General features: G+C 47.4%; 13 protein-coding genes and 1 pseudogene. All 14 read left to right on the top strand.

What is annotated here, in order from left to right; genetic code table 11:
* Positions 1 to 398 (top strand): annotated as a pseudogene (locus tag C5684_RS07695) (DNA polymerase III subunit gamma/tau); the annotation flags it as partial.
* Entirely contained in the window at positions 398 to 820 is a 423-nt protein-coding gene (gene tsaE, locus C5684_RS07690; protein WP_104639937.1) for a tRNA (adenosine(37)-N6)-threonylcarbamoyltransferase complex ATPase subunit type 1 TsaE, read from the top strand. The pseudogene C5684_RS07695 and the gene tsaE, both read left to right, overlap by 1 nt.
* Positions 813 to 1,535: an LPS export ABC transporter ATP-binding protein gene (gene lptB / locus C5684_RS07685; protein WP_104639936.1), complete on the top strand. Its 723-nt coding sequence runs from the start codon at positions 813 to 815 to the stop codon at positions 1,533 to 1,535. Before tsaE ends, lptB begins: the two co-directional genes overlap by 8 nt.
* Position 1,536: 1 nt before the next feature.
* Entirely contained in the window at positions 1,537 to 2,793 is a 1,257-nt protein-coding gene (locus C5684_RS07680) for an RNA polymerase factor sigma-54 (protein ID WP_104639935.1), read from the top strand.
* A 27-nt stretch (positions 2,794 to 2,820) separates the two neighbouring features.
* Entirely contained in the window at positions 2,821 to 3,813 is a 993-nt protein-coding gene (gene pseB / locus C5684_RS07675) for a UDP-N-acetylglucosamine 4,6-dehydratase (inverting) (protein WP_104639934.1), read from the top strand.
* Positions 3,810 to 5,069 carry a bifunctional phosphopantothenoylcysteine decarboxylase/phosphopantothenate--cysteine ligase CoaBC gene (gene coaBC, locus C5684_RS07670; protein ID WP_104639933.1) on the top strand — a complete coding sequence of 420 codons (1,260 nt, stop codon included), beginning with the start codon at positions 3,810 to 3,812 and terminating at the stop codon, positions 5,067 to 5,069. The genes pseB and coaBC overlap by 4 nt, the downstream gene beginning before the upstream one ends.
* A complete protein-coding gene (locus tag C5684_RS07665) occupies positions 5,053 to 5,805 on the top strand; it encodes a hypothetical protein (RefSeq protein ID WP_104639932.1) in 753 nt (250 codons plus the stop codon). The genes coaBC and C5684_RS07665 overlap by 17 nt, the downstream gene beginning before the upstream one ends.
* Before the next feature lie 114 nt (positions 5,806 to 5,919).
* Positions 5,920 to 7,596 (top strand): 30S ribosomal protein S1, encoded by a 1,677-nt coding sequence (locus C5684_RS07660; RefSeq protein ID WP_104639931.1) that lies wholly within the window; start codon positions 5,920 to 5,922, stop codon positions 7,594 to 7,596.
* Positions 7,597 to 7,694: 98 nt separating this feature from the next.
* Positions 7,695 to 8,063 carry a hypothetical protein gene (locus tag C5684_RS07655; RefSeq protein ID WP_233708709.1) on the top strand — a complete coding sequence of 123 codons (369 nt, stop codon included), beginning with the start codon at positions 7,695 to 7,697 and terminating at the stop codon, positions 8,061 to 8,063.
* Positions 8,064 to 8,082: 19 nt separating this feature from the next.
* Positions 8,083 to 9,660, top strand: a complete 1,578-nt coding sequence (serA, locus tag C5684_RS07650; RefSeq protein ID WP_104639930.1) for a phosphoglycerate dehydrogenase — start codon at positions 8,083 to 8,085, stop codon at positions 9,658 to 9,660.
* Positions 9,661 to 11,487, top strand: a complete 1,827-nt coding sequence (locus C5684_RS07645; RefSeq protein WP_104639929.1) for a menaquinone biosynthesis decarboxylase — start codon at positions 9,661 to 9,663, stop codon at positions 11,485 to 11,487.
* A gap of 6 nt (positions 11,488 to 11,493) precedes the next feature.
* Complete coding sequence (locus C5684_RS07640; RefSeq protein WP_199764523.1) at positions 11,494 to 12,159, top strand: YggS family pyridoxal phosphate-dependent enzyme; 666 nt, start codon at positions 11,494 to 11,496, stop codon at positions 12,157 to 12,159.
* A 40-nt stretch (positions 12,160 to 12,199) separates the two neighbouring features.
* A complete protein-coding gene (gene prpD, locus C5684_RS07635) occupies positions 12,200 to 13,669 on the top strand; it encodes a 2-methylcitrate dehydratase (protein ID WP_104639927.1) in 1,470 nt (489 codons plus the stop codon).
* A 9-nt stretch (positions 13,670 to 13,678) separates the two neighbouring features.
* A complete protein-coding gene (prpB, locus tag C5684_RS07630) occupies positions 13,679 to 14,554 on the top strand; it encodes a methylisocitrate lyase (protein WP_104639926.1) in 876 nt (291 codons plus the stop codon).
* Positions 14,555 to 14,709 lie beyond the last annotated feature (155 nt).

The raw sequence follows: 14,709 nt of genomic DNA, 5'->3' as shown, positions 1-14,709 counted from the left end.
CCCCTAAGCCAACCCCCCCCACTGCCCAGCCCACGCCCAGCTTAGATGCTAGCGCGCTCTTTGCTAAACTCATTGCCCATTTACGCCTCTCAAACCCTGAGTTGGGCGAGACTTTTGAGCGTTGTATCCGCTTTGTCTCCTTCAAAGATCAGGTTTTAATGTGGGAATCGCGTGCCAACCAGCAAGACAAGGCAATTTTAGGCAAATACTATAAAAGCCTCATTGTGCCACAAGTGCAAGCCCTCTATGGGCAGGGCGTGAGTATCAAGCCCATGAAAGCCGATGCGCTCCAAAAGCACAATCATTGCCAAGAATTTATGGCAAATCACCAGCCCTTGATGAAAGCGATGACTCAGCATTTGAGTATCACGGGCATAGAAGAACTAGAGGAACGCTGATGCGTTTGCAAGCCAGTTTAGAGGATTTAAGCCCGGTGCTAGCATGTTTGCATGCCAAAATTGCTAGCCACCCTTTGCCCCTTGTGTTTTTATTGCAAGGCGATCTAGCCAGTGGCAAAACCACCCTCGTGCAACGCTTTTGTGCTAGCCTAAATGCCCCGCATGCCACTTCACCCACCTTTAGTTTATTGCACACCTACCAAGCCCCCAAGTTTAATATTTACCACTACGATTTTTATTTAAAATCCTTGCCTGAGTTGGTGGCTTTGGGCATTTTGGAGCATTTGGAGTTAGAGGGCGTGCATTTTATTGAGTGGGGGGCTAATTTAAAAGAGATGTTGATTCAAGCGGGCTTTAAAGTGTGCGTGGTGAATTTAACCCGCCTAGATCAAGGTTGTTTATACGAGATTATAGATGGATAAACTCATTGCCCATAATTTAAGCAAGCAGATCAAAAAAACTAAGATCGTGCATGATGTTTCCTTAGAAGTGCATAGCGCGCAGGTGGTGGGCTTGCTAGGGCCCAATGGGGCGGGCAAAACCACGACCTTTTATATGATCTGTGGGTTATTACAGCCCAGTGGGGGGAGTGTGTATCTCAATGATATTGAGCTCTCTAGCTATCCTTTACACAAGCGATCCAACATGGGGATTGGCTATTTGCCCCAAGAATCGAGCATTTTTAAGGATTTGAGCGTGCTGGATAATTTGATGTTGGCTGCCCAAACCACTTTTAAGAGCAACAAGGAAGCCATGAACAGAATTGAAGAAATGCTAGATGCCTTTAATATCCAAGCCATCAAGGATCGCAAGGGCATGTCTTTAAGCGGGGGGGAGCGCCGGCGCGTGGAGATTGCGCGCGCGCTCATTAAAAACCCTAAATTCATCTTGCTAGATGAGCCCTTTGCCGGGGTCGATCCCATTGCGGTTTTAGACATCCAAAAGATCATCGAACGCTTGGTGGAAATGAATATCGGGGTGCTCATCACCGATCACAATGTGCGTGAGACCTTGAGCGTGTGCCATAGGGCTTATGTGATCAAAAGCGGGACTTTGCTAGCCAGTGGGACCAGCGAACAAATTTATGAAAATGCCCTCGTGCGTAAATATTACTTAGGCGAGCATTTTAAGGTCTAACATGGCAATTTTACGCCCCCAACTAGCCACCAAAAACAAGCTTTGTGCCACATTAAAAAGCTGGTTACCCATTTTGCAAAGCGACCCCCTAGAGATTGAGGAAACCTTGCAGGCTTACGCCCAAGATAACCCCTATTTGAGCGTGCAAAGTGGTTTGAGCCAAAATTTAAGCCACCATAGAGATACCCGCTTAAAAAACACCATGAGCGACAAGATCGAAGCCTTGAGCGTGTATGAAAAAAGCCTATATGAGAGTTTGTGCGAACAGATCACCCCCCCGCTTTTCCCCACGCCCCTATCTATGCAAATTGCCCATGACATTTTAGATAATCTCAATAGCGAGGGGTATTTTGAGGGCGATTTAACACAGCAAGCCCAGAGTTTGGGCATAAGCCCCCAAGAATATGAAAAGGTGCGGCAACGCTTTGCCTACCTTGACCCCCCGGGCATTGGGGCATGCACTTTGCAAGAGAGTTTTTTATTCCAACTCAACCACCATGACGAACTAGACACGCCCACCTACGACTTATGCGCCCAAATTATCCAAAATTTGGAATGCCATAAAGAATTTAGCCACCTGCCCAGCTATGCCAAAGCGATGCAAACCATCACTTCTTTTAAAAATCCGCCGGCATTGGATTTTGCTGATAAAATCCCCCCCATCATTCCCGATCTCTTGGTCTTAGAAGAGGGCGGGAATATCTCCGTGCAACTCAATGAGGGGTATTACCCCAAAGTGGTCATCGAAGAGATCAAAATCAAGCAAAACAACGCCTATCTAAAAGAAAAGCTCAAAGAGGCACGGGACTTAGTCGATGCCCTGCAAATGCGCCACCAGACCATCCAAAAAATCGGGCTCATGCTAGTAGAATACCAATACGACTTTTTCAAGGGCAAGGAGATCAAGCCCATGCGCTTGGTGGATATTGCCAATGAATTTGGCTACTCACCTAGCACCATCTCACGGGCGATCTCTAATAAATATTTGGAATGTTCTAGGGGTATTTTCCCCATTAAAAGCTTTTTCACCACCGCCCTAGAAGGCGATGTTTCTAACGCCTCGATCAAAGATTTTATCTTGGAGTTGGTCAAAAATGAGGATCGCCAAAGACCTATGAGCGATCTAAAAATGTTGGAGTTGGTGGAGCGCAAATTTGGGCTTAAAATGGTGCGCCGCACGATCACCAAATACCGCAAACTTTTAAACATCGCTAGCTCATCTGAGCGCAAAAAACTTTATGGCATGCGTCTAGGCTAGTGTTATAATAGCCATTTTGGAGGTTTTATGGGATTTTTAGATCAAAAAAGCGTGCTGATCACGGGGGGGACGGGGAGTTTTGGCAAAGCCTGCGTGCAAGCCCTCTTAAACCAGCACAACCCTAAAAAAATCATCATTTATAGCCGTGATGAACTCAAACAATACCAAATGGCACAAACTTATAGCGACCCTAGAATGCGCTTTTTTATCGGGGATGTGCGGGACAAAGATCGCCTAGCAAGTGCTATGCAGGGGGTGGATGTGTGTATCCATGCCGCCGCACTCAAACATGTCCCCATTGCCGAATACAACCCTCTAGAGTGCATTAAAACCAATATTTTAGGGGCAAGTGCGGTCATTGAGGCGTGTTTAAAAGAACAAGTTGGGCATGTGATTGCTTTAAGCACAGATAAAGCCAGCAACCCGATCAATCTCTACGGGGCGACCAAGTTATGCAGTGATAAGCTCTTTATCAGTGCAAATAACATGAAGGGCAAGTCTGCTTGTAAGTTTAGCGTGGTGCGTTATGGGAATGTGGTGGGCTCTAGGGGGAGTGTGGTGCCCTTTTTTAAGGACTTGGTGGCTAGGGGGGCGGATTTTATCCCCATCACCGATCCTAAAATGACTCGTTTTTGGATCACGCTAGAAAAGGGCGTTCAATTTGTGTTGCAAAGCTTGGAGCGCATGCATGGGGGGGAAATCTTTGTGCCTAAAATCCCTAGCATGAGTATTTTAGACCTCAAGCAAGCCCTAGCCCCTGATATTCCTATTAAGATCGTGGGGATTAGACCGGGCGAAAAGCTCCATGAGGTGATGATTAGCCGTGATGATCGCGCCTTTGAATTTGAGGATTTTTATATCCTAGAACCTACCATCTCTTTTCAAACCCCCATCGATTACAGCCTAACCCTCTTGGGGGAGCGTGGTTATGCAGTGCCTGAGGGCTTCAGTTATAATAGCCTAGAAAACCCCCAACGCTTGAGTACATCCGAACTGCTAAAAATGGTCGCTACTCTATGAAAACTCTAGATTTGCTCGCCCAAAATACTTTGCTTCAAGATCGCCACATTTTATTATTGGTGAGTGGCTCGATTGCCGCTTATAAGAGCTTGGATTTGGTGCGTGCTTTTATCAAAATGGGGGCAAAGGTGAAAGTAGTGATGAGCCAGCAGGCGATGCGCTTTGTTACACCCTTGAGTTTTGAGGCACTGACTCATTACCCCGTGCTCACACACAAAAGCGAACGCTGGGATTTGAGCGATCCAAATTGCCCCAATCATATTAGTTATGCAAAGTGGGGAGAGGTGGTGCTAGTCGCTCCAGCTAGTGCCAACACCCTAGCCAAACTAGCGCATGGACTTGCTGATAGCCTCTTAAGTGCGGTGTTTTTAGCCAACGGCGCGCCTAAAATCCTAGCCCCTAGCATGAACACGCAGATGTTAGAGGCGCGCGCCACCCAAGAGAATTTAGAACGCCTGCGCTCTTGGGGTTGTGTGGTTGTAGAGCCTAGAGAGGATTTACTAGCCTGCAACACACAGGGCAAGGGGGCAATGGCAGACATTTTAGAGCTTGTGTGTGCCAGCGTGCAGGCTTTAAGCCCCAAAAGCTTTTGGGCGGGTCAAAAGGTCGTGGTGAGCGGGGGGGCGAGCTTGGAGAAAATTGATAGTGTGCGTTATATCTCCAACTTTTCTAGTGGTCTGCAGGCTAGTTGTCTAGCTTTGGCGTTGTATTTTTGGGGGGCTGAGGTGTCTTTGATCGCTAGCACTTTTGCTTTAGAGTTGCCCGCAGGCATTGGATGCTTAAGCGTGCAAAGTGGGGCGGATTTTCTGCAAGCCTTGCAAGAGAGGGCAAACCGGCAAAACCCACCCTTTTTATTCATGCTAGCTGCCATTAGCGATTACAAACCCACTACCCCCCATAAGGGCAAGCTCAAAAAGCAAGACTTGGGCGCGTCTTGGAGCTTAGAATGCGTGCAAAATGTAGATATTTTAGCCTCTTTAGAAGGGTTTATTAAAATTGGCTTTAAGGCTGAGGAGGAGGGCACTAATGCAATCACCAACGCTAGAAAACTACTAGATAGCCCCAAAAATGGGGGCAAGGGCTGTTTGGCGGTGTGCTTAAACACCCTAGACTCCCAGCCCTTTGGATCGAAACAAAACCAAATGTGGCTTTTAAGCGCGCAACATAGCCAGCACACAAAATACTTAAACAAACTTACCTTGAGTTTTGAGATTTTAAACTTTGTAAGCCAAGTTTGCCATGCTCAATCCCATTAGCGCGCTGTTGAACTTACAGCAACTCCAAAATATCATCAAGGACAACCCGCAACACTTTAATGCCACCCTGCCCCTCTTTTTAAAGGTGCTGGAAAAAAAGGGCGATAGTAAATATTTATTGCAACTGGGCAATCAAATTTTAGAAACCAAGAGCGCCAAACCTTTGATTATTGGGCAAAAATATTGGGCACTCATGCAAAAAAGCTCGGTGGGGGCGATCATGCTCTCTAATCTGATCCCTCAGCCCAAGATTATGGAACAACTCAAAAATGCGCCCTTAAAATTGGATCTGCACCAATTAAACCAGATTTTACAGCAAGAGGATTTTAAGGGTTATCACGAACAATTAGTGACCCATTTGACCCACGCCCAGAGCCGCCAAGATTTTTGGCTCTTGGGTAATTTGCTTTTATCCTTGCAACACCAAGTGGCTAGTTTCGTGATCAAGGACAAGCACCAAGAGGCGTTGATCCAGATTAAAAACAAAAAGGGCAAGCAAAAACAACTGGATTTTTACGCACTCTACCCACATTTGGGGGCTTTGCAAGGGCATGTATTGTGGCAAGAACCCCATTTGAGCCTGCACATTGTGGTGCTCTATGAGAACACCGCGCGCCTTTTGGAACAATATAAAAACACCCTCAAAGGTTTTGATGTGGTGCATATCTCTACTAGCCCATACACCATTGAACCCCTCTTTGGATTTGAAGAAAGTTTGTTGGACACGCGGGGGTAAAATCTTTTTGAGCACGCAAGAAGAGCCTAACAGAGAGTTTGCTTTGTGCTTTTTTAGTAATTATAAGGAAACAAAAGCTAAAATAGGCTAAATAATACCCTAGAGAAGGTTGTGATGAGTAAAGAATTGGAGTCCTTGGAGAGTCGGAGCGAGTCTGAAGAATTCAAAGAATACATGAAGGAGTATATGCACGGAGAGGATGAGTCGGAGCAAAAAGGGGGCGTGAAAGAGGGCGTGGTTGTTTCGATCAACGAGCAAGAGGGCTATGCCATGGTGAGTGTTGGGGGCAAAACAGAGGGCAGACTTTCTTTAGAGGAGATTTTAGATGCACAAGGGGGGTTGCTCTTTAACCTAGATGACACCATCCCGGTTTATGTGTCGCATAAAGGTGAGCGGGTTAGCGTTTCTTATAGAAAGGCTCTAGCCTTTGGGAAAGCCCAAGAAAAAATCCAAGCCTTAGGGGAGGATTATAAAGACAAGATGATCGAGGGCGAGATTGTACGCGAAAGCAAGAACGGGTATGTCCTTGTGGATCGCGAGGGTGTGGAATACTCTCTCTCTAAGGCACAATCTTCCCTTAAGCGTGGGGAAAACCATTTAGGCAAACGGCTCAAGGTTTGTATCACTTCCATAGACCCCGAGCGTGGGTTGATTAGCGTTTCTAGGAAGCGTTTTTTTGATGTCTATAGCAAACACCAGCATGAGGTTTCTAAAAAGTTAGTCGAGTCTCAAGAGATTTATGATGGGGTGGTGAAAAGCGTTACGAGCTTTGGCGTGTTTGTAGAAGTCGATGGCGTAGAAGGGTTGGTGCATTACACCGAGATTAGCCACCGCGGTTCAGCCAATCCAAGCAAGCACTATAAAGAGGGCGATGGGGTGCAGGTTAAAGCCCTCGCCTATGATGAAGAAAAAAAACGCCTCTCCCTCTCCATTAAAGCCACTATGGAAGACCCATGGCATGAGATCCAAACCAAACTTAAAGTGGGTTATGCCATTAAGGTCGTGGTTAGCAGTATTGAAAACTACGGCGTGTTTGTGGATATTGGGAATGACATTGAAGGCTTTTTGCACATCTCTGAAATCTCTTGGAATAAAAATGTCAAGCACCCCCAAGACTACCTAGAGCTCAACCAAGAAATTGATGTCAAGATCATTGAGATTGACAGTAAGAACCGCCGTTTGCGGGTGTCTTTAAAACAGCTCTCTGATAAGCCTTTCAATGAGTTTATCTCCAAACACCGCGTAGGGGATTTGATTGAGGGCAAGGTAGCGACTCTAACCGATTTTGGTGCATTCCTCAATTTTGGGGGCGTGGATGGGCTCTTGCACAATAAAGATGCCTTTTGGGAACAAGACAAAAAATGCAAGGATCACTTCAAGGTAGGCGATGTGGTGCAGGTTAAGATTTTAAAGATCAACAAAGAGAATGAGAAAATCTCTTTGGAGATGAAATTTACCCAACCCTCCCCCGTAGAAACCTTTAGCCAAAAATATAAAGTTGGCGATGTGATTCAAGGTGCGGTGGTGAATATTAAGGATTTTGGCGTGTTTGTCAATGTTGATGGAGTTGATGTCTTGATTAAGAGCGAGGATTTACTCCCCCTTAAAAAAGAGGAGATCAAACTAGATGATGTGATCACCAGCGTGGTTGTGGCGATCGAAAAAGCCAATAACAAGGTCCGTGCTTCCGTGCGCCGTTTAGAGCGTAAAAAAGAGAGAGAGCAGTTGCAAGCTTTCAATGCCGGTGATGATAAAATGACCTTAGGAGATAAAATCTCAGGTAAATTCTGACTTGATTAATGAAGATTGCAAAGGTCCGCTCACTTGTTTTGTTGATCTTGCTTTTCTTTGCGCTTGCCCTTATTGCCTATGTGGGGCGGGGTTTGTTCATGCAACGTCCCCCCAAAGTTGAGCCCAAGAGTGCCCCTAAATTGCCCTTACCCAACTTAGCCGATACGCCCGTTGCGCCACAAAGCGATACCCCCATCATCTCAGAACCTGATTTTGCTTATCCCGTGCTTGAAAAGCGCGTGGGGGTTGAGTTTTTGGGCAGCTCCCATTCCCAAAAATTGCTCATCCGCAATTTGGACGCTTACAAGTCATTTTGTTTGCACGAGGTCTTAAAACAAGCCCATGTGGATTTTGCACTCGACAAACAAGCGCATGGCACGACCATTATCGTGTATTTGCCCCGCACCCCACACAAAGCCCTCTTAGATGAGTTGCGTTACTACCAAATCCCTTACCGCTTTGATTGATCCCAACTAAAGGAAATCCATGCAAGTTGCCATCTGTGATCCCATCCACCCTAAGGGCATCGCTCTGCTTAGCGAGCAAAAAGATATTCAGATTTTAGACTATTCTAAAATGCCTAAAAGCGATCTGCCCCTAGCCCTAAAAGGTGTTGCAGGGCTTATTACCAGAAGCATGACCCCCATCAACCCCCCCATGTTAGAGCATGCCAAAGATTTAAAGGTGCTGGTGCGCGCGGGCGTGGGCGTGGATAATGTGGATATGGATCTGTGCTCCCAAAAAGGGATTGTGGTGATGAATGTCCCCACGGCTAACACCATTGCCGCTGTGGAGCTCACTATGGCGCACATGCTCAATGCCGTGCGTTACTTGCCCAGCGCAAATGCCCAACTCAAATACGAACGGCTTTGGCGGCGGGAGGATTGGTATGGGAGCGAGCTTTATGGCAAGAAGTTAGGCATTATTGGCTTTGGCAATATTGGCTCACGAGTGGGCGTGCGCGCTTTGGCCTTTGGCATGGAGGTTATCACCTACGATCCTTATATCCACAAGTCCAAAGCCACCGATCTAGGGGTGTCCTACACCCAAAATTTTAAGGATATTTTGGCTTGCGATGTGATCACCATCCACACCCCCAAGAACAAAGAAACGATCAATATCATTGGAGCAGAGCAGATCGCCCAGATGAAAGAGGGTGTGATCTTGATTAACTGCGCTAGAGGGGGGCTTTATAATGAAGAGGCGTTATATGAAGCTCTTAAATCCCAAAAAGTGCGCTGGCTTGGAATCGATGTCTTTAGCAAAGAGCCCGGCACTGCTAACCCACTTTTAGAGCTTGATAATGTCTATGTTACCCCCCACATTGGGGCTAACACTTGGGAATCCCAAGAACAAATTGCCCTGCAAGCAGCCCAAGCGGTGGTGGATGCCCTAAGGGGGAGTGCCTATCCTAATGCGCTCAACCTGCCCATCCAAGAGGGGCAGATGGCTAGCTATGCCAAGCCCTATTTGGAACTCACCCAAAAACTGGGCTTTCTATCCTCCCAAATCAACAAGGGGGCTTTTAGCCTCTTAGAACTCACTTTAGCTGGTCCTATCAAAGAATACGCGCCCTCTTTGCTCAGTGCTGCGCTGGTGGGCTTACTCAAACCCTCTTTGAGCGAAAAGGTCAATTATATCAATGCCCCCTTTTTAGCTAAAGAACGCCATATTGCCTTGAACACCAAAATTTTAGAGGATGCCACGCCCTACACCAACTTAGTTACCCTGCAATTGAGCACGCCCAACCAAACCACGCAAGTGAGCGGGAGTGTCTTTGCCAACGATCTGCTCAAGATCACCAACATTAATGGCTTTGAAATGGATGTCAAACCCCAAGGCAACATGATTTTATTTAAAAATGAGGATAGACCCGGTGTGATTGGGAATGTGGGGCAGACTCTAGCCGAGCACAACATTAATATCGCCGATTTTAGATTGGGGCGTAACAACCATAAAGAGGCGTTAGCTTTGATCATTGTAGATGATCCCATCAACCCCGAAATTTTAGCCAAGTTGCAAACAATCCCGCATTGTTTGGGCGTGAATGTGGTTTCAATCTAGGTGCAAGCCCTCATCAACCAACTCAAAGCCCGTAACGAATTGCGGGTCATCTCCACGCCCCTAGACATTGCGCTAGAAATCCCACACACCGCCTACATTGAAGCCAAAAAGCCCCAAGGCGGGCAAGCCCTTTTATTCACTAACCCGGTGAGTGTCAAGCACTCTAAGCAGTTTGATATGCCCATCTTAATGAATCTCTTTGGATCGCAAGCGCGCCTAGAGCACATCATCCAAGAGCCTATTAAAACATGTTGTGCGCGCCTAGAGACTCTTTTGAGTCTGCAAAAACCCCAAAACCTCAAAGACGCTTGGCATTGGCTCAAAAACATCAGCACGCTCAGACACCTTGCCCCCAAGATCACCAAGTCCACTGACACCCACACCTACAAAATGGGCGATCAGGTCAATCTCTACGATCTGCCCATCCTCACCACTTGGGAAAAAGATGGCGGACCCTTCATCACGCTCGCCCAAATTTACACCCAAAGCTTAGATGGTAGCAAGAAAAATCTAGGCATGTACCGCCTACAAGTCTATGATCGCAACCATCTGGGCTTGCATTGGCAAATCCACAAGGACGCAAACCACTTTTTCCACGAATACCGCCAAGCACGGGTGAAAATGCCCGTGAGTATCGCCATTGGGGGCGATGCGCTCTACACATGGTGTGCCCAAGCCCCCCTGCCCTATGGCTTATTTGAGCTCTTGCTCTATGGGCTGATCAGAAAACAACGCCCCCAACTGATCCAATCACGCACCAACCCCATTGCTATCCCAAAAGATTGTGGGATCATCATTGAGGGCTGGGTCGATGTGGAAGAATTGCGCCTTGAGGGTCCCTTTGGCGATCACACCGGTTTTTACACCCCCAAAGAACCCTACCCCGTGCTAGAAGTGAGCGCGATTGCCACTAAGCCTGATGCGGTGTATTTGGCTAGCGTGGTGGGCAAACCCCCCTTAGAGGATAAATACTTGGGTTATTTCACCGAACGGCTCTTCTTACCCTTGCTCAAAAAAAGCGCGCATGGGCTACTTGATTATCACATGCCCGAAAATGGGGTTTTCCACAATTTGATCTTAGCCAAAATCAAACCCAGCTACCCCGGGCATGCCAGCCAAATCATGCACCATTTTTGGGGCACAGGGCAGATGAGTTTTGCCAAACATGCTATTTTTGTCGGTCCTAATGCGCCCAGCCTAGAGGATTACCCCAAAATCACCGATCACATCTTAAACCACCTCAATTTGCAATCTGTCATCATCACCGAGGGTATTTGCGATGCGCTCGATCATGCCAGCCCCGCTTATGCTTTTGGGGGCAAATTGGGCATTGATGCCACCAAACCCAGTGAGAACACCCCCAGTATTCTTAAAGATAGCGTGTTATTAGCCAAAATCCAAGAGGCGATGCCCGAAGCACAAATCTTAAAGCAATATGGAACACACACCAAAAACCCCCTTGCGGTTGTGGGCGTGCAAAAGAGACGCGCTATTTTACCCATTGCCAAAGCGTGCAGTTTTTTAAGCCCCTTTGTGTCTGTTTTGGTATTTGTGGATGCGTCTAAAAATGACCTTAACAACCCTTACATGCTTTTGTGGCGTGTGGTGAATAACATCGATGCCAAACGCGATGTGTGCGTCCATGAGGGGCTGTTACTCATTGATGGGACGGATAAAAACGCATTGGACAACCACCCCAAAGAGTGGCCACAAGAGACTGATTGCAGCTTGAGCGTTCTAGAAAAATTGTGCGATCAAAAACTCATCCCCCCTTTAGATGACCCGCTTTACAAGCATTACCACATTTTCAACTCGCCCAGCACCTAAAGGATTGTGATGGACTTTGCTAAAAACTTGGATCAAATCATCAGCCGCATTGAAAAAGCCCGTTTGGCTTATAGCCGCCACCACATCGTCCAGCTCATCGCCGTCTCCAAATACGCCAGCACAAAGCAAATTGCTACGCTGTATGCGTGCGGGCAACGCGCCTTTGGGGAAAATAAAATCCAAGACTTGCAAGCCAAGTCAGAGCATTTGGCAGACTTGCCCCTAGAGTGGCACATGCTAGGCAATTTGCAGAGCAATAAAATCAATAAAATGCTCGCCCTCAAGCCCTTTTTATTCCATAGTCTCCACTCTTTAGCCCTTGCCCAAGAAATCCAAGCGCGTAGCCCCTACAAGCTCAAAGCCCTTCTACAAGTCAATGTTTCTTTAGAAAAATCTAAAAGCGGGGTGCGTCCCGAGTGCGCCCTAGAGACCTACCAGCAAATCAAACAAACCTGCCCGCAAATTGAATTGCAAGGGCTCATGGCAATAGGTCCCCAGACTGAGGACACCCGCCAAATTGAGCATGCTTTTCAGAGTGCTAAAGATATTTTTGACAAGCTTCCCCAAGCCTCCATTCTGTCTATGGGGATGAGCGGGGATTTTGAGATCGCCATTAGTTACGGGGCTAATATGGTGCGTATCGGGCAAGCCCTTTTTAAAGAACCCAATTAGCCCAAACATCTTATAATGCCCCAAACATTGAGGAGAAACTATGTCTAATATGGGAACTTTAGACACCAAAAGGCCCGAGTTTGATCCCCTGCTCTCAGAGATCGCGCATTATGTAGTGGATCAGCCCATTACTTCCCCGATCGCCTACCAAAGTGCGCGGCTTTGTTTGCTAGATTCCATTGCCTGCGCTTTAATGGCGCTCAAATACCCTGAATGCACCAAGTTACTAGGTCCTAGTGTCCCGGGGGCGGATTTTAGACCCCTAGGGGCTAAGGTGCTAGGCACGCCCTACCAGCTTGAGCCCGTGCGTGCAGCTTTTAACATCTCGTGCATGGTGCGTTGGCTGGATTTTAATGACACTTGGCTAGCGGCTGAATGGGGGCACCCATCGGATAATTTGGGTGCGATTTGGGCGTTGGGGGATTATCTGAGCCGTTTGAATCTAGCCCAAAATAAAAAGCCCCTACAAGTCAAAAATATTCTAACTGCCATGATTAAAGCCCATGAGATTCAAGGGATTTTAGCCCTAGAGAATTGTTTTAATGCCGAAGGCTTAGACCATGTCTTATTAGTGCGGGTGGCTAGCAGTGCGGTGGCTACTGGGCTATTAGGGGGGAGCTTTGAGGAGGTGCGTAACGCGATCTCTAATGCCTTTGTGGATGGAGGCAGTTTGCGTTGTTACCGCCACGCGCCCAACACCGGATCGCGCAAATCATGGGCAGCTGGGGATGCCAGCGCGCGGGGTGTGGATTTAGCCCTAAAAGCCTTGCAAGGAGAAATGGGCTACCCTTCAGCTTTGAGCGCGCAATATTGGGGCTTTCAGGATGTCTATATGAAACAGCAGACACGCAAGCAAGAAAAATTGCATTTGCCCCAAGCTTTGGGTAGCTATGTGATGGAAAATATATTATTTAAAATCTCTTTCCCGGCTGAGTTCCACGCCCAAACCGCCGTTGAATGCGCCTTGAGTTTGCATGATGAACTCAAGGGACGGCTAGAGGACATTGATAAAATTGTCATCACCACCCAAGAGAGCGCACAACGCATCATCAACAAGGTCGGGGCGTTGCACAATTACGCCGATCGCGATCATTGTATCCAATACATGGTCGCCTATGCGCTCATCTATGGTCATTTAGATGCCCAATCTTATAGCGATGAGAGTGCAGCCGATCCGCGTATCGATCGGCTAAGAGATTTGAGCGCAGTGCAAGTTGATGATGCATACACACGGGAGTATTTAGAGCCTAGCAAACGCGCCATTGCCAATGCGGTGCAAGTCTTTTTTAAAGACGGGAGCCACACGCAGAAAGTTGAGGTCAAATATCCCATCGGGCATCGTTTTAGACGCGATGAGGGCGTGCCCTTGTTGTATCAAAAATTCAAGTTAGCCCTAAGGGAGGTTTTTAGCCCCAAGCGCGCTAGCCACATTGAAGAGGTTGTTTTTAACGAAAACGCCTTGGAACAGATGGATTTTAACCAATTTAGCGATCTGTTTTCATTAGCCTAAGGAGCGCACATGACAGCTGGTCAAAGATTTAGAGAGGCTCTAGCACAAAATCAGCCCTTGCAAATTGTGGGCACGATCAATGCTTACCAAGCCTTGCAAGCCACCAAAGTAGGGCATAAAGCCCTTTATCTCTCAGGGGCGGGCGTGGCGAATGCCTCCTATGGCTTGCCCGATTTGGGCATGACCAATTTAGAAGAAGTTTGTATCGATGTGCGCCGCATTTGTGCCATCTGCCCCACGCCCCTAATTGTAGATGCTGATACCGGATTTGGGCATGCCTTAAATATTGGGCGCTGTGTTACCCAGCTGATTAAAAATGGTGCTGCTGGGATGCACCTAGAGGATCAAGTGGGGGCCAAGCGTTGCGGGCACCGCCCCAATAAAGAGATCGTAGAAACCCAAGAGATGTGCGATCGCTTGCATGCCGCTTTGGAGGCTAGGAAAATAGATCCTAGTTTTTATCTCATCGCCCGCACAGACGCGCGGGCTAAAGAGGGTTTAGAATCAGCCATTGAGCGGGCTTTGAGCTATGCCAAAACAGGCATTGATGCGATCTTTGCAGAAGCCTTGCAAAGCCTAGAGGAATACCACGCCTTTAGCCAAGCTTTGAGCGTGCCCCTACTGGCTAATATCACTGAGTTTGGGCTAACCCCGATGTTTGGCTTAGAGGAACTTAAAAATGCGGGGGTGTCTATGGTGCTCTATCCTTTAAGTGCCTTTAGAGCCATGAACAAAGCAGCCCTAAGCGTGTATGCCGATCTCAAGCACAAGGGCACGCAAAAAGATCAAATCCCGTATATGCAAACCAGAGAAGAACTCTATGAGATGTTGGGCTATTATGGCTATGAGGCACAAATAGATCGCTTGTTGGGGCGCAAATCCTAGTGGGCGCACACACCCTCTATTTTTTCTAAAAACCCCAATGCGTCTAAGATAATGCGTTCTTGTTGGGGGCAGGGAGTGGTGTTTAAAATGCCCTCATAAAAACTCTCCAAACAATTTAACAAAGCACTTGAGGGGCTTAAGGGGGGATGGTGGGG

Source organism: Helicobacter bizzozeronii (genome assembly GCF_900196775.1).
Classification (GTDB): domain Bacteria; phylum Campylobacterota; class Campylobacteria; order Campylobacterales; family Helicobacteraceae; genus Helicobacter; species Helicobacter bizzozeronii.
This window is presented reverse-complemented; position numbering and strand designations above follow the sequence as displayed.